Here is a 14,134-nt window from a genome sequence, read left to right on the forward strand (position 1 = left end):
ATGCGTCCTGATCTGACTCTCCCCCCGAAGCTGACGGCCGGAGACCGGGTGGCGGTGGTCTCGCCCTCCTTCGCGGCGCCGGGGATGTTCCCTGCCGTGCATGAGCTGGCGATGCGGCGGCTCCGCGACGAGTTCGGGCTGGAACCTGTGGAGTATCCGACGACCCGCCGGTTGGGCGCCACGGCGCGGGATCGGGCGGCCGATCTGATGGACGCGTTCGCCGACCCGGGCATCCGCGCGGTGCTGGCCACGATCGGAGGGGACGACCAGCTCGGCGTGCTGCCCTTCCTCGATCCGGCCGTGGTCACCGCCGATCCCAAGCCGTTCGTCGGCTACAGCGACAACACCAACCTGCTCAACTGGCTGTGGAACCTCGGTGTGGCGGGCTATCACGGCGGGTCGACGATGGTGCACCTCGGCCGCGGTGGCGGTCTGCACCCGGTGTCGGCCGGTTCGCTGCGGGCGGCGCTGCTGACCGGCGGGGACATGGAGCTGCATCCGGTCGAGGTGTTCAGCGAGGACGAGCTCGACTGGGGCGATCCCGCGTCGCTGGACCGCGCGGCGCCGACCCTGCCCAGCCCCGGCTGGACCTGGCACCGGCCCGACCGGGTCGTCACCGCCCCCACGTGGGGCGGCAACCTGGAGATCCTGCACTGGAACCTGGCCGCGGACCGGTGGATCCGTCCGGTCGAGGACTACGCCGGGTGCGTGCTGCTGCTGGAGACCTCCGAGGAGATGCCCTCGGCCCAGGAGGTGTTCCACATGCTGCGCAACGCGGGCGAACGCGGGCTGCTCGCGCAGTTCCCGGCCGTCCTCGTCGGTACGGCCAAGGCCAGCAGCCTGATGCGCCGCACCACGCCCGAGGAGCGGGACGGCTACCGCACCGAGCAGCGCGAGGCGATCCTGCGGGCGCTGGACCACTACAGTCCCGAGGCCATGGCGGTGTTCGGCGTCGACTTCGGACACACCGATCCCCAGTGGATCCTGCCCTACGGCGGGCTGGTGACCGTGGACGGCCCCGCTCGCCGCGTCATTGCCCATTTCTGATCAGCCGTGCGCAGGTGGAACACCGTACCGACTGACCGTGGGCGGGCCCCACCTCCCAGCCCTGCCCTGACAGGGCGTAGACCACCTGGGGGCCGGAGCGCGGCCGTCCTGCGTCACCACGCTGGGCTCTCCCCACGTGACCTGGCTGCATGCCGCCGTACGGACCTGCGGGTCAGAAGTCTCCGTCGCGGACGCCCCTGAGGAAGTCACGCCAGACCGCCGGAGCGAAGGTCAGCACCAGCCCGGACGGGTCCTTACTGTCGCGCACAGCGACGACACCCGAAAGGTTCGTAGCCACCTCGACACAGTTGTCACCACCACCGCTGTAGCTGGACTTGCGGAACTCGGCACCGGATAGGTCAGGGGAGATCATGCTCACTCCTTACCGCAGCGATGAGCACTGCGGACTCCTGGGGGGACAAGCACGCACCGGTAAGGCGCTCGAATGTCAGCTTAAGATTCCGCACCTGGTCCGGCGCCTCTACATAGATCTCTCCACCCGGACACCCGGTATAGCCCGCATCCGGATCTTCATCATCGAATGACAGCAGAGAGAAAGCGCCCTCCAAGCCGCCGTGCGCACCAGACCGGAGCGGCAGGACCTGAATCGTGACGTTGGGCCGGTCCACGACCTGAAGAATCTCGCCAAGCTGGCGAGCCATGACGCCGGGCGGCCCAACGGGGCGGCGCAGGACACATTCGTCCATGAGAACATGCAGCGTCGGCGCGTGTGCGCCGACGATACTGATCTTCCGCGCCATCCGGGCGTCCACACGCCGGTCCAGTTCGGCACTGGCCAGTTCCGGACGCACGGCGTGGATGATCTCACGAGCATATTCTTCGTCCTGGAGCAGACCTGGCACCAGGAGTGGCTCCCAGGTACAGATGGCCGTCGCTTCGGCTTCCAAGCCGACATATGCACCGGCAAGCACATCACTGTAAGCAGTCCACCAGCCGCGACGGCCAGCATCACGACCGAGCTGGATCAATGCGGTCTTCGTCGGCAGGTCCACGCCGTACAGATCGCAGGCGTTGGCGATGTCCGTACCGCTGGGCATGGTCCGGGCGTTCTCGATACGGCTCAGCTTGGCCGTGGACCAGCCAAGCCGTGTGGCCACCTCCTCCAGCGTGAGGCTCGCCTTCTCGCGAAGTCCCCGCAGCTCACGACCAAGGCGGCGATGCCGCACAGTAGGACCCATAGAAGCCATGCCGCCAAGTCTGCCCGATCGCGGTCACCGTACGTCCGGCAGATGGAAAGCCGCTGCGGCTGCTTCTCCGAAGCTCCGCCCATGCCCATGGGCTGTGCCCTCTGCGGCCACCCGCCGTACGCCCACGGCTGCGCCGGCACCGTGCCCGATCACGACTACGCGCAGCCGTCCGGCACGCTGATCTCCGAGCGGCTGGAGACGCGCCGTCGGCTTGGGTCTCAGCAGTTGCCGCGCTTCACACCACCCGCCGTCGTAGCACCCGGCGAGGTGATCCCGCTGGTCCCCGCACAGCGCCGTCCCGAGCCGCCTCCGGCCGCCCTCGCCGTACCGGTACCACCGCCACCGCCGCTGCCGCTGCCCAAGAGAGCGCCCCACCCCGTACGGCGCGCGGCACCCCGGCCCGCCGCCACCACGCCGCCCCGGCGCGACGACGGACGGCGTTCGGGGCCCCGCCGCACCCGAGGGGCCGTTTCCCACGCGCGCGGCACCCGGTTCGCGCCGCCCCGGCACCGATCATCCGCCCCGTACGGCGCGCCCAAGCCCCTTCCCTCCCCCACAGAGCAGTCCCGCCCGGCGCTCGCGACTACCAGGCGAATCCTTGACCAGACAACGGAGGTCCGCCCCATGGAACATCCTGAATCCGCCGCACCGCCCCCGGCGATCCCGGCCGGCGGGTGATCCGCAGCGACGCCGGACGCTACTGGGCCAGCCGCGAGCGGCCCTTCCCCGAAAGTTCGATGTGGGACGGCCCGCCCTTCCGCACCGTGGACGCCGACACCTTCGAACAACTCCAGGCCGAGGCCGCCCGGCAGGAGGAGGCCGCCCGGGGAGTAGTCCCGTGATCCGGCGCGAGCCCTACCGCGTCCCCGGCCGACACCGCGCCGGGCAGGCCCACGCCGTCGTGCACCACCGCCTCTGGGACGGCCGGCCCGCGCCGAGGCCGAACGGCTGGACCGTGCCTGGCTGGGATGGACCGTCCTGTACGGCACGGGCAGCCGCTGCTTCTACGCCGTGGCGGCCTGGCCCGCACCGGAGTCACTGATCGTCTCCGACCCCACCCCGGGGGGCCTGGAGAAGCAGATGCGCGAGGCCGAGACGACCATGATCACCCAGCGCGGGCGCCGGGAACCGGCCCCGGACGGCGTGCGCGTCCCAACGCCGCCGGACGACCGGCGCCTCCCCTGACGCCGGGCGACCGGCGCCTCCCATGAACGGGCGCGGCGGCATCCTTCCCACGTTCCATGCCGCCGCGCCGCCGTACCCGCACCGGCCCGGCACGGAGGGGTGCACGGGCCCGTGTGTGACGCGGGCGGGCGGAGTCGTTACCCGACCCGCCCGCGTCGTCCCCTACATCCATCGGTTCCTCGACGAACGTCTACGACCTGCCGCCTCAGCACTCCTTGGCGGCCTGGCACAGCCGGGGCACCATCGCTCTGGCGTCGGCCGGCAGCTCCTTGAAATCGTGCCTGCCGACCTTGCCGATGGATCAGACCCGCACCTCAAGGGCGGTGAGCCCTCGGATGATGTAGCCCGGTCCCCACGAGGGCTCGGCGGTCAGTTCCAGCTTCGGCGCCCTGCGCAGCAGCGCGCCGAACGACTCGATCAGCTCGATCCTGGCCAGCGGCGCGCCCAGGCAGAAGTGGATGCCCGCCCCGAAGGAGATGTGCGGGTTGTCCACCCGGCCGACGTCCAGGCGGTCGGGGTCGGCGAACACCTCGGGGTCGCGGTTGGCCGAGCCGAACAGCAGCGCCACCTCCGTGCCGCGCGGGATGTCCACCCCGCCGACCGTGATGTCCTCAAGGACCCAGCGTTCGAACATCTGCAACGGGGTGTCCCAGCGCATCAGCTCCTCGATCGCCGTGGGGAGCAGGCCGTGGTCGGCGCGGAGCCGCTCCAGCTCGGCCGGGTTGCGGAACAGCGACCACCAGCCGTTGCCGGTGACGTTGACGGTGGCCTCGTGCCCGGCGTTGAGCAGCAGCACGCAGGTGCCGACCAGCTCCTCCTCGGTGAGCTTGTCGCCCTCGTCGGCCACCAGGGCCAGTGCGCTGATCAGGTCGTCGCCGGGGTCCGCCCGGCGGGCACGGGCCAGTCCGACGAGGTAGTCGGAGAACTCCTCGGCCGCGCGCACGGCGGTGTGCTGGGCCTCGATCGAGGGGTTGAGCTCGTACATCCCGCAGATGTCGGCCGACCAGGGCCGCAGCAGGTGCCGGTCGGCCTCGGGCACGCCGAGCATCTCGGCGATCACGGTCACCGGGAGCGGCTCGGCCACCTCCGCGATCAGGTCTCCCCCGCCGCGCTCGGCGAACCGGTCCACCAGCTCCCCGGCGATCCGGGCGACCTTGGGGCGGAGCGCCTCGACCATGCGCGGGGTGAACGCCTTGGACACCAGCCGCCGGAGCCGGGTGTGGACCGGCGGCTCGACGTCCAGCATCCCGGCCCTGACCACCCGCCAGAACGGGTCCTGGAACCCGGGGTCGTCCGGCCTGCCGAACTCCTGGTGCGTGGCCACGTGCAGGTAGGAGCGGCCGAGCCTGCGGTCGCGCAGCAGCGCGTTGACGTCGGCGTGCCGGGCGATCAGCCACTGGCCGGTCGGCTCGAAGAAGCTGACCGGCCGCTCCCGCCTCAGCTCGTTGTAGACGTCATAGGGATGGGCGACGAATTCCGGACTCCAAGGATCAAAGCGCACGTCAACATCGTAATGTTGACTTAAGACTCAGTCTGCTTGTCCGCCTCGTAACGCTGGTGCAGCTCGACCGGCTTCTCCCCGTTGGACTTGCCGCGCAGCCGGATGTTCAGCAGCTCCACGACGAGCGAGAACGCCATCGCGAAGTAGATGTAGCCCTTGGAGATGTGCTGCTCGAAGCCCTCGGCGATGAGCACGACCCCGATCAGCACCAGGAACGACAGGGCGAGCATCTTGATGCTCGGGTGCTTGTCCACGAAGCGGCTGATCGGGCCGGAGGCGAAGAGCATCACGACGACCGACACGACGACGGCCGCGACCATGACGCCGAGCTCGTCGACCATGCCGACCGCGGTGATCACCGAGTCGAGGGAGAACACGATGTCCAGGACCATGATCTGGAGGATCACCGAGGTGAAGGAGGAGGCGACCTTGCCGCTGGCGTGACCCGGCTTGCCCTCAAGGCTGTCGTGCATCTCGAAGACGCTCTTGCCCAGCAGGAAGAGACCGCCGAAGATCAGGATCAGGTCGCGCCCCGAGATCGGCTGGCCGAAGACCTCGAACATGGGCGATGTGAGTTTCACCACCCACGACAGCGCCAGCAGCAGCGCGAGCCGGCTCAGCAGGGCGGCGAGGAGGCCCAGCTTGCGCGCCTTGTCCCGCTGTTCCGGCGGGAGCTTCCCGGCCAGGATCGAGATGAAGATGATGTTGTCGATGCCGAGCACGATCTCCAGACCGACAAGGGTGACAAACCCTATCCAGATCTCCGGGTTGGTCACCCAATCCATCGTCTGCTCCTTCATCAGGCGTTACGGGGTCACTGCCTAGACGGGTGGAGACCTCCAGGAGTTCCTGATCCCGGATCACATCTGCGCATTTTGAAGACTTGCGGAGCCCGGCCGGCTGTCGGTTATAGTTCCCCTGTAGGTCATGAGTGCCAGTGACAAGCCCCGGCTCGCTGGCCGGCAACCCTCGCGTCCGCGGCGGGGTGCCCCGGGTGAGGACCTGGTCCGGCACGATGTGTGCCGGGCAAGCGCGGGCTCCACGCACCAATGCCACGGCTTGGGGTCCGATGACCTCTCAGGGAGCCTTGGCGTGTCCGCACTGACGATCTTCACCTCCGCCACCACCGCCGCAGCCGTGACCGTCCCGGCGACCCGCGCCTCCGAGGACCGGCGGATCCCCGCGGTGCTCGGCTCGGACCTCGAGGTCCCGGTCAAGGGCGGCAGGCTCGTCCCCTACGCCAACCTCGACTACGCCGCCAGCGCGCCCTGTCTGGAGCCGGTGAGCGCCGCCGTCGCCGCCGCGCTCCCGGCCTACTCCAGCGTCCACCGCGGCGCCGGATACGCTTCCCAGCTCACCACGGCCCGCTACGAGCAGGCCCGGCACACGGTCCGCGCCTTCGTCGGGGCCCGCCCCGACGACTCGGTGGTCTTCACCCGGAACACCACCGACGCCACCAACCTGCTGGCCCGCAGCCTGCCCGAGGGGACCACCGCCGTGGTCTTCGACACCGAGCACCACGCCTCGCTCCTGCCCTGGGCCGACGCCGTACGGCTCGCGCCCCCCGCCTTCCCCGGCGAGGCGGTCCGCGCCGCCGACGAGGCGCTGGCCGGGATCGACGGCCCCAAGCTGCTGGTGGTGACCGCCGCCTCCAACGTCACCGGCGAGCTCTGGCCGATCGCCGCCCTGGCCCACATCGCCCACCGCCACGGCGCCCGCATCCTCGTCGACGCCGCCCAGCTCGTCCCGCACCGCCGTCTCAACCTGACCGCGCTGGACCTGGACTACGTGGTCTTCTCCGGCCACAAGCTCTACGCCCCCTTCGGCACGGGCGCCCTGATCGGCCGGACGGACTGGCTGGCGGCGGCGGAGCCGTACCTGCGGGGCGGCGGCGCGGTGAAGGCCGTCAACGACGACGAGACCGAGTGGCACGCCGACCCCGAGGCCCGCCACGAGGCCGGCACCCCGAACGTCCTGGGCGCCATCGCCCTGGCCGCCGCCTGCGACGCGCTGAACGCCACCGGCTGGAGCGCCCTGCTCCACGAGGAGGAGCGCCTCATCGGCCGTCTCCGCGCCGGGCTCGCCGCCATCGAGGGCGTCCACGAGCTCTCCCTGTGGGGCCCCGACCACCCGCGCGTCGGCATCGTCTCCTTCGTGGTGGACGGCTTCACCGCCCGCGAGGTCGCCGAAGTCCTGTCCGGCGAGTACGGCATCGGCGTGCGCGACGGCAAGTTCTGCGCCCACCCCTTCGTCCGCCACCTTCTCGGCGCCAAGGACGGCGGCTGCGACGACGTCACCGCCTCCGCCGTCCGCGCCTCCATCGGGATCGGCACCACCGAGGAGCACGTCGACCGTCTGGTCGCCGCCCTGCGGGATCTCCTCAACCGGGACTGACGTGACAGCATGGCCCTATGACTGAGCGTCGTGTCGCAGGCCCGCCCCGGGAGATCAGCGTAGGGATGGGCGCCGGAGCGGACGCCGTGCACGGAGCGCGCGGCAAGGAGCTCGCGACCGAGGACATGGTCCTCAACATCGGGCCGCAGCATCCGTCCACGCACGGGGTGCTGCGGCTGCGGCTCACCCTGGACGGGGAGCGGATCAGCGCGGCCGAGCCGATCGTGGGCTACATGCACCGCGGCGCGGAGAAGCTCTTCGAGGTGCGCGACTACCGGCAGATCATCATGCTGGCCAACCGGCACGACTGGCTGTCGGCGTTCGCCAACGAGCTGGGCGTCGTGCTCGCGGTGGAGCGGATGCTCGGCATGGAGGTGCCCGTCCGGGCCGTCTGGATGCGCACACTGCTGGCCGAGCTCAACCGGGTCCTCAGCCACCTGATGTTCCTCGGCTCCTACCCGCTGGAGCTCGGCGCGATCACCCCGCTCTTCTACGCGTTCCGGGAGCGCGAGACCCTCCAGGCCGTGATGGAGGAGATCTCCGGCGGGCGGATGCACTACATGTTCAACCGGGTCGGCGGCCTCAAGGAGGACGTGCCCGAGGGATGGAACGGCCGGGCCTCGCGCGCCGTCGCGGACGTGCGGCGGCGGCTGCCCGACATCGAGAACCTGATCGCCGGGAACGAGATCTTCCTGGCCCGCACGGTCGGGGTGGGCGTGCTGGACCGCGAGACGATCATGCAGTACGGCGTGAGCGGCCCCATCGCCCGCGCCTCGGGGGTGGACATCGACCTGCGCAGGGACGAGCCCTACCTCGCCTACGGCGAGCTGCCGGTGCGGGTCGTGACCCGGTCGGCCGGAGACTGCCACTCCCGCTTCGAGGTGCTCCTGGAGCAGGTGAAGGTCTCCCTGGACCTGGCCGACGCCTGCCTGGAGCGGCTCCGGGAGCTGCCGCAGGGGCCCGTCAACCAGCGCCTGCCCAAGGTGCTCAAGGTCCCCGAGGGCCACACCTACGCCTGGACGGAGAACCCGCTCGGCATCAACGGCTACTACCTGGTCTCCCGCGGCGAGAAAACCCCGTGGCGGCTGAAGCTCCGCTCGGCCTCCTACAACAACGTCCAGGTGCTGCGCGAGATGTTGCCGGGCCATCTGCTCGCCGACATGGTGGCCATCCTCGGGTCGATGTTCTTCGTCGTGGGCGACATCGACAAGTGACCGCGCGGGCGGGCCCCTAGCGGTCCTCCTCCGAGGAGTCCTTCGGCACCTTGCAGCAGTACTCCAGGTAGAGGGCGGCGCACACCAGCACCACGCAGACGACGAACGAGCCGCCGGTGATGAGGAAGTCGCGGCGCGGCACGCCCTGCTCCAGCAGCTCGGCGGTGTAGAGGGTGAATCCGGCGAAGATCCCGCCGAAGATCGCCCCGCCGTACGCGGAGGCCTTGGCCAGGGCCGCGAGCCGGGCCACGGCCAGCGGTTCGACGGGTTTGGTGTCGCCCCTGCGCTCGATCCGGGCCTTGGTCATCCATCCGCTGTAGATCTCGCCGACGGCCAGCAGGAGCACCGTGGGGATCGCGGTCCACGGCACGGTCGGCAGGGACGAGTAAAGGGGCTTCAGCAGTGCCCAGGTGATGATCGCGAACACGACGAGGAGACCGACGAGCACGCCGGGGCGGGTCGGTTTCACATGGGCCTCTGCAGCGTCAGGTCGGTGCGGAGCCGTACGTAGTCCTGGTCCAGCGCGGCCAGCAGGTCGTCGACCCTGCGGCCGGACAGGACCGCGTCCGGGTCGGCCCGCGACCACGGCACCAGCACGAACGCGCGCTCGTGTGCCCGGGGGTGCGGCAGCGTCAGCTCGGGGTCGTCGGAGACGACGTCCCCCACGGTGATCAGGTCGACGTCCAGGGTGCGCGCTCCCCAGCGCTCCTCCCGGACCCGGCCGAAGGCGTTCTCCACACCTTGAGCACGATCGAGGAGCGTCCGGGGTTCCAGGGTGCTCTGCGCGATCACCACCGCGTTGAGGTAGGGCCCCTGCTCGGGGCCGCCGAACGGGTCGGTCTCGTAGACCGGCGACACCGCGACGAATTCGAGGCCCGGCGCGTCGAAGAGCGAGTCGAGCGCGCCCTGCAGCGTCTCGAACCGGTCGCCCAGGTTGCTGCCGAGCGCCAGCACGACCTTCATCCCCGGCTCCGCGTGATCGTCACGACCACGTCGTCGAACGGCAGCGGGATCGGCGCGGCCGGCTTGTGCACGCTCACCTCCGCCGACATCACCTGCTCGCGGGCCAGGCAGACATCCGCCAGGCGCTGGGCCAGGGTCTCGATCAGATTGACCGGCTCGCCCTCCACGACCTTCACCAGGTCCTGGGCGAGCTCGCCGTAGTGCACGGTCCTGGTCAGGTCGTCTCCGGCCGCCGCGGGCGCCGTGTCGAGGAAGAGCGTGGCGTCGACGACGAACTCCTGGCCGAGCTCGCGCTCGGCGGCCAGCACGCCGTGCCGCCCCCGCGCCCGCAGGCCCTTCACACTGATCCGGTCGGTCACGCGGCTTCCTCTTCCTCGTCCTCGTCGCCCTGCAGCACCGGGGAGCCGTGGTGCAGCCAGAGCCGCCACCCCGACTCCGTCCTGATGAAGGTGTTGCTCGCCACGACCTTGCCCGCGGCGAAGCTGGAGTCGCCCTCGTCTCCCGCGGTGAGGATGTTCTCCTCACAGGTGAGGATGGCCACATCACCCAGGACCATGACGCGGACGTCGGTCAGCACGAACTGGATGTAGGGGGTGTTGGCCATGATGAGCGCCCAGGAGCGCAGCACCTCCTGGCGGCCGTTCACGATCGGCCATCCCGGGTGCACGCAGCTCACCTGCTCGCCGTCGACGTCCTCGGCCCAGATCTCGGTCATCCTGTCGAGGTCGGCGTTCTCGATCGCGGTGTAGAACGCCTGGTTGACCGTCTCGACGGCGGTGGTGTCGACGCTCATGCTCTCGCTCCCTGAACTGCGGCAGCCACACGGACGGCGTCCGCGTTCGGACGTACGTCATGGACGCGCACGCACCATGCCCCCGCCTGTGCGACGAGGGCGGTCACGGCGAGCGTGGCGTCATCACTGCGACTGAAAGGACGCGGGGCGCCGTCCGGGTCCGCGAGCAGGCGGCCCAGGAAACGCTTCCGCGAGGCCCCGATGATCATCGGATAGCCCAGCTCGGCGAGCTGGTCCAGCCCCGCGAGCAGAGCCCAGTTGTGTTCGGGGTTCTTGGAGAAGCCCAAGCCCGGGTCAAGCACGATCTGATTGTCGGCCACCCCCTCGGCCAGCACGGAGGAGACCCGCTTGGAGAGCTCCTCCCGCACCTCGGTCACGACGTCGCCGTAGACCGCCCTGCTGTTCATCGCGTGGCTGTGGCCCCGCCAGTGCATCACCACGTACGGCACGCCGGACGCGGCGACGACGCGCGGCATCGCCGGATCCGCGAGGCCGCCGCTGACGTCGTTGACCAGCTTCGCCCCGGCCGCCACGGCCGCCTGGGCGACCTCGGCCCGCATGGTGTCGACGCTGACCGTGACACCCTCCCGGCTCAGCTCCCTGATGACCGGCTCGACCCTGGCCAGCTCCTCTTCGAGCGACACCCTCGCCGCCCCGGGCCTGGTGGACTCCCCGCCCACGTCGACGATGTCGGCGCCCTGCTCGACCAGCTCCAGGCCGTGCCGTACGGCCGTCGCCGGGTCGAACCACTGCCCGCCGTCGGAGAACGAGTCGGGGGTCACGTTGACCACGCCCATCACCAGGCATCGGCCCTCGTCGGGCATCCCCGGCACACTCCACGTAGTCATGCGGACAAGCCTAGGCGTAGTCCACTCTTCGCCCATCTCGCGGGTCCAGCTTGTGCCATCACGGAACAGCCCGTCCATCCCGGGGCGGACGACCGCCGAGACGACGGACCGACGTGGACAATCGGTGACATTTCTGGCGATCATCTCCCCGGTTGGGCCGCATCTGTCCCGGTCAACCGATCGGAGGGCATTCGGATCAGGAGTTCGGAGCATGCCGGACCTTGGCAAGTGTGGAGATATTAGCCCGAGCAAAGCGGGATTGGAGGGCTTTCGAACCGGGCCCCAAAACAGAAACCTTGTTCAGGCCGCCGTGGCGGCCCGAACAAGGCGAGGTATCTGCGGGCAAGGAGCGGGGATCAGCGGAGGATGAGCGCCATCGCTTCGGCGCGCGTCTTGTCGCTGTTGCGGAAATCACCGCGCACAGCCGAGGTGATGGTCTTGGCGCCGGGCTTGCGGACCCCGCGCATGGTCATGCAGAGGTGCTCGCACTCGATGACGACGATGACCCCGCGGGGCTCCAGCACGCTCATGAGCGCGTCGGCGATCTGGGAGGTCATCCGCTCCTGGACCTGGGGGCGGCGGGCGTAGACGTCGACGAGGCGGGCGAGCTTGGACAGGCCGGTGACCTGCCCCTTCTCGTTCGGGATGTAGCCGACGTGGGCGACACCGTGGAACGGCACCAGGTGGTGCTCGCAGGTCGAGTAGACCTCGATGTCGCGCACCAGCACCATCTCGTCGTGGTCGACGTCGAAGACCGTGGTCAGTACGTCTTCCGGGGACTGCCCCAGCCCGGCGAACTGCTCCGCGTAGGCGCGGGCGACGCGGGCCGGGGTGTCCTGCAGGCCGTCCCGGTCCGGGTCCTCACCGAGCGCGATCAGGATCTCGCGGACGGCTCTCTCGATCCGGGCCGAATCGACCTGCAACGGCTTCACACTCACACTCAGTTCCCGTCCCTGGGTACGGAGTCGACGTGACCCGCGCCCGCGGGAAGCGCGCCGTTGCCGGACTGCTCCTTCGGGGTCAGGATCGGCGGGCGGTCCGAGGGGAGCCGCTTGCCGTAGCCGGAGTAGGAGGGGCGCTTCTCCTTGACGACCACCGGCGCGAAGATCTGCAGCACCTGGTCGCGGGAGAGCGTCTCCTTCTCCATGAGTTCGAGCACCAGGTTGTCGAGCACGTCGCGGTATTCGACGAGGATCTCCCAGGCCTGGTCGTGGCCGGCCTCGATCAGGCGGCGCACCTCCTCGTCGATCGTGGAGGCGATCTTCTCGGAGTAGTCGCGCTCGTGACCCATCTCACGGCCGAGGAAGACCTCGGCGTTGCCGCTGCCGAACTTCCGCGCGCCGAGCTGCTCGCTCATGCCGTACTCGGTGACCATGCGGCGGGCGATGGAGGTGGCCTTCTCGATGTCGTTGGAGGCGCCGGTGGTGGGCTCGTGGAAGACGAGCTCCTCCGCCGTACGGCCGCCCAGCAGCATCGCGAGCTGGTCCAGCATCTCCGAGCGGGTCGCCAGGAACTTGTCCTCCATCGGCAGCGTCATCGTGTAACCGAGGGCGCGGCCGCGGGACAGGATCGTGATCTTGTGGACCGGGTCGGAGTTGGGCAGCGCGTGCGCGACCAGGGCGTGACCACCCTCGTGGTACGCGATGATCTTCTTCTCCTGGTCCGACATGACGCGGGTCTTGCGCTCCGGGCCGGCCATCACGCGGTCGATGGACTCCTCGAGCATCTCCATCGTGATCAGCTTCTGGTCCGCGCGGGCGGTGAGCAGCGCGGCCTCGTTGATCACGTTCGCCAGGTCGGCGCCGGTGAAACCGGGCGTCCGGCGGGCGATGATGTCGAGCTCGACGCCCTCGGCGAACGGCTTGCCGCGGCCGTGCACCTTGAGGATGCCCTTGCGGCCCTCCAGGTCGGGGCGGTCGACGGTGACCTGGCGGTCGAAACGTCCCGGACGCAGCAGTGCCGGGTCCAGGATGTCGGGCCGGTTGGTCGCGGCGATCAGGATCACGCCGCCCTTGACGTCGAAGCCGTCCATCTCGACGAGGAGCTGGTTCAGCGTCTGCTCGCGCTCGTCGTGACCGCCGCCGAGGCCGGCGCCGCGGTGGCGGCCCACCGCGTCGATCTCGTCGATGAAGATGATCGCCGGCGCGTTCGCCTTGGCCTGCTCGAACAGGTCGCGGACCCGCGAGGCGCCGACACCGACGAACATCTCGACGAAGTCGGAACCGGAGATCGAGTAGAACGGCACGCCTGCCTCGCCGGCGACGGCCCTGGCGAGCAGGGTCTTGCCGGTTCCGGGCGGGCCGTAGAGCAGGACGCCCTTGGGGATCTTCGCGCCGATCGCCTGGAACTTGGCCGGGGCCTGCAGGAACTCCTTGATCTCCTGGAGCTCCTCGATGGCCTCGTCGGCGCCCGCGACGTCGGCGAAGGTGGTCTTCGGGGTGTCCTTGGTGATGAGTTTGGCCTTCGACTTGCCGAAGTTCATCACCCGGGAGCCGCCGCCCTGCATCTGGTTCATGATGAACAGGAAGATCAGCACGATGATGACGATCGGCAGGAAGCTCACCAGGAGGCCGAGGAGGAAGTTCTCCTTCGGCACGTCGACGGTGTAGCCGCCGGTGAGCTTGCCGCTGGTCGCGGCGGATTCGAGCTTGTCTGCGAGCTGGACACCCTGCCCGGTCACCCACGAGGAGTAGTAGCGCTTCTTGTCGGTCAGAGTGACCTCGATGCGCTGGTCCTTGTCGATGATCTTCGCGTTGGCGACCTTGCCCTCGTCGATCAAACTAATGATCTTCGAAGTGTCGGCCTTCTCGTAGTTGCCGTCGCCGCCCCACATCGTGGTGACGAGCAGGAGCAGCACGACGATGCCCAGGATCCACAGCAGTGGCCCACGTGTAAATCGCTTGAGATCCATCCGATGCGGAACCCCGGCGGGCCCGTCCCTTCCTGACCAAGGCCTGGCACCCCGGGCGAACCCGGGGTTC

Annotated in this window: 16 protein-coding genes and 1 riboswitch; of the genes, 5 read left to right on the forward strand and 11 right to left on the reverse strand. The window is 69.6% G+C overall.

Going from position 1 to position 14,134, the window contains the following annotated elements; translation table 11 throughout:
• Entirely contained in the window at positions 1 to 1,047 is a 1,047-nt protein-coding gene (locus BM085_RS38085; protein ID WP_093891632.1) for a S66 family peptidase, read from the forward strand.
• 172 nt (positions 1,048 to 1,219) lie between these two features.
• On the opposite strand, the gene BM085_RS38090 is transcribed toward BM085_RS38085, so the two are convergent.
• Together BM085_RS38090 and BM085_RS38095 are read right to left on the reverse strand one after the other, a co-directional pair.
• The gene (locus BM085_RS38090; protein WP_093891633.1) at positions 1,220 to 1,420 is read right to left on the reverse strand and encodes a DUF397 domain-containing protein; all 201 of its coding nucleotides are present in this window, start codon (positions 1,418 to 1,420) and stop codon (positions 1,220 to 1,222) included.
• Positions 1,407 to 2,255, reverse strand: coding sequence for a helix-turn-helix domain-containing protein (locus BM085_RS38095; RefSeq protein WP_093891634.1), 849 nt, complete (start codon positions 2,253 to 2,255; stop codon positions 1,407 to 1,409). The genes BM085_RS38090 and BM085_RS38095 overlap by 14 nt, the downstream gene beginning before the upstream one ends.
• A gap of 674 nt (positions 2,256 to 2,929) precedes the next feature.
• On the opposite strand from BM085_RS38095, the gene BM085_RS44975 reads away from it, so the two are divergent.
• Together BM085_RS44975 and BM085_RS44980 are read left to right on the forward strand one after the other, a co-directional pair.
• Complete coding sequence (locus BM085_RS44975; RefSeq protein ID WP_177245479.1) at positions 2,930 to 3,097, forward strand: hypothetical protein; 168 nt, start codon at positions 2,930 to 2,932, stop codon at positions 3,095 to 3,097.
• Positions 3,098 to 3,266: 169 nt separating this feature from the next.
• On the forward strand, positions 3,267 to 3,440 hold the full coding sequence (locus tag BM085_RS44980) for a hypothetical protein (RefSeq protein ID WP_177245480.1): 174 nt from the start codon (positions 3,267 to 3,269) through the stop codon (positions 3,438 to 3,440).
• Positions 3,441 to 3,741: 301 nt separating this feature from the next.
• Here the strand turns inward: BM085_RS44980 and BM085_RS38100 are convergent, their stop codons facing one another.
• Complete coding sequence (locus BM085_RS38100) at positions 3,742 to 4,941, reverse strand: cytochrome P450 (protein ID WP_093891635.1); 1,200 nt, start codon at positions 4,939 to 4,941, stop codon at positions 3,742 to 3,744.
• A gap of 20 nt (positions 4,942 to 4,961) precedes the next feature.
• Positions 4,962 to 5,726: a TerC family protein gene (locus BM085_RS38105; protein WP_093891636.1), complete on the reverse strand. Its 765-nt coding sequence runs from the start codon at positions 5,724 to 5,726 to the stop codon at positions 4,962 to 4,964.
• A 138-nt stretch (positions 5,727 to 5,864) separates the two neighbouring features.
• A riboswitch (SAM riboswitch) is annotated at positions 5,865 to 5,980 on the forward strand.
• 53 nt (positions 5,981 to 6,033) lie between these two features.
• On the opposite strand from BM085_RS38105, the gene BM085_RS38110 reads away from it, so the two are divergent.
• Together BM085_RS38110 and BM085_RS38115 are read left to right on the forward strand one after the other, a co-directional pair.
• Positions 6,034 to 7,335 carry an aminotransferase class V-fold PLP-dependent enzyme gene (locus BM085_RS38110; RefSeq protein WP_093891637.1) on the forward strand — a complete coding sequence of 434 codons (1,302 nt, stop codon included), beginning with the start codon at positions 6,034 to 6,036 and terminating at the stop codon, positions 7,333 to 7,335.
• A 17-nt stretch (positions 7,336 to 7,352) separates the two neighbouring features.
• Positions 7,353 to 8,549 (forward strand): NADH-quinone oxidoreductase subunit D, encoded by a 1,197-nt coding sequence (locus tag BM085_RS38115; protein WP_093891638.1) that lies wholly within the window; start codon positions 7,353 to 7,355, stop codon positions 8,547 to 8,549.
• Between the two features lie 16 nt (positions 8,550 to 8,565).
• Here the strand turns inward: BM085_RS38115 and BM085_RS38120 are convergent, their stop codons facing one another.
• The 7 genes from BM085_RS38120 to ftsH form a co-directional block, all read right to left on the reverse strand.
• Entirely contained in the window at positions 8,566 to 9,018 is a 453-nt protein-coding gene (locus BM085_RS38120) for a DUF3180 domain-containing protein (RefSeq protein WP_093891639.1), read from the reverse strand.
• The gene (gene folK, locus BM085_RS38125; RefSeq protein WP_093891640.1) at positions 9,015 to 9,512 is read right to left on the reverse strand and encodes a 2-amino-4-hydroxy-6-hydroxymethyldihydropteridine diphosphokinase; all 498 of its coding nucleotides are present in this window, start codon (positions 9,510 to 9,512) and stop codon (positions 9,015 to 9,017) included. Before folK ends, BM085_RS38120 begins: the two co-directional genes overlap by 4 nt.
• Positions 9,509 to 9,871, reverse strand: coding sequence for a dihydroneopterin aldolase (folB, locus tag BM085_RS38130; protein WP_093891641.1), 363 nt, complete (start codon positions 9,869 to 9,871; stop codon positions 9,509 to 9,511). The genes folK and folB overlap by 4 nt, the downstream gene beginning before the upstream one ends.
• The gene (locus BM085_RS38135) at positions 9,868 to 10,305 is read right to left on the reverse strand and encodes a nuclear transport factor 2 family protein (RefSeq protein WP_012895518.1); all 438 of its coding nucleotides are present in this window, start codon (positions 10,303 to 10,305) and stop codon (positions 9,868 to 9,870) included. The genes folB and BM085_RS38135 overlap by 4 nt, the downstream gene beginning before the upstream one ends.
• Positions 10,302 to 11,153 (reverse strand): dihydropteroate synthase, encoded by an 852-nt coding sequence (gene folP / locus BM085_RS38140; RefSeq protein WP_031158039.1) that lies wholly within the window; start codon positions 11,151 to 11,153, stop codon positions 10,302 to 10,304. The genes BM085_RS38135 and folP overlap by 4 nt, the downstream gene beginning before the upstream one ends.
• A gap of 356 nt (positions 11,154 to 11,509) precedes the next feature.
• On the reverse strand, positions 11,510 to 12,091 hold the full coding sequence (folE, locus tag BM085_RS38145) for a GTP cyclohydrolase I FolE (protein ID WP_086567807.1): 582 nt from the start codon (positions 12,089 to 12,091) through the stop codon (positions 11,510 to 11,512).
• A gap of 2 nt (positions 12,092 to 12,093) precedes the next feature.
• Positions 12,094 to 14,064: an ATP-dependent zinc metalloprotease FtsH gene (gene ftsH, locus BM085_RS38150; protein ID WP_093891642.1), complete on the reverse strand. Its 1,971-nt coding sequence runs from the start codon at positions 14,062 to 14,064 to the stop codon at positions 12,094 to 12,096.
• Positions 14,065 to 14,134: the final 70 nt, after the last annotated feature.

This window comes from Streptosporangium canum (assembly GCF_900113865.1).
Lineage (GTDB): Bacteria > Actinomycetota > Actinomycetes > Streptosporangiales > Streptosporangiaceae > Streptosporangium > Streptosporangium canum.

Bases quoted from the DNA above. Each gene is read 5' to 3' on its own strand.
- ftsH (WP_093891642.1), bottom strand. From the start codon at position 14,064: ATGGATCTCAAGCGATTTACACGTGGGCCACTGCTGTGGATCCTGGGC.
- BM085_RS38115 (WP_093891638.1), top strand. From the start codon at position 7,353: ATGACTGAGCGTCGTGTCGCAGGCCCGCCCCGGGAGATCAGCGTAGGG.
- folK (WP_093891640.1), bottom strand. From the start codon at position 9,512: ATGAAGGTCGTGCTGGCGCTCGGCAGCAACCTGGGCGACCGGTTCGAG.
- BM085_RS38105 (WP_093891636.1), bottom strand. From the start codon at position 5,726: ATGGATTGGGTGACCAACCCGGAGATCTGGATAGGGTTTGTCACCCTT.
- folP (WP_031158039.1), bottom strand. From the start codon at position 11,153: ATGACTACGTGGAGTGTGCCGGGGATGCCCGACGAGGGCCGATGCCTG.
- BM085_RS38090 (WP_093891633.1), bottom strand. From the start codon at position 1,420: ATGATCTCCCCTGACCTATCCGGTGCCGAGTTCCGCAAGTCCAGCTAC.
- BM085_RS38135 (WP_012895518.1), bottom strand. From the start codon at position 10,305: ATGAGCGTCGACACCACCGCCGTCGAGACGGTCAACCAGGCGTTCTAC.
- BM085_RS38095 (WP_093891634.1), bottom strand. From the start codon at position 2,255: ATGGCTTCTATGGGTCCTACTGTGCGGCATCGCCGCCTTGGTCGTGAG.
- BM085_RS38085 (WP_093891632.1), top strand. From the start codon at position 1: ATGCGTCCTGATCTGACTCTCCCCCCGAAGCTGACGGCCGGAGACCGG.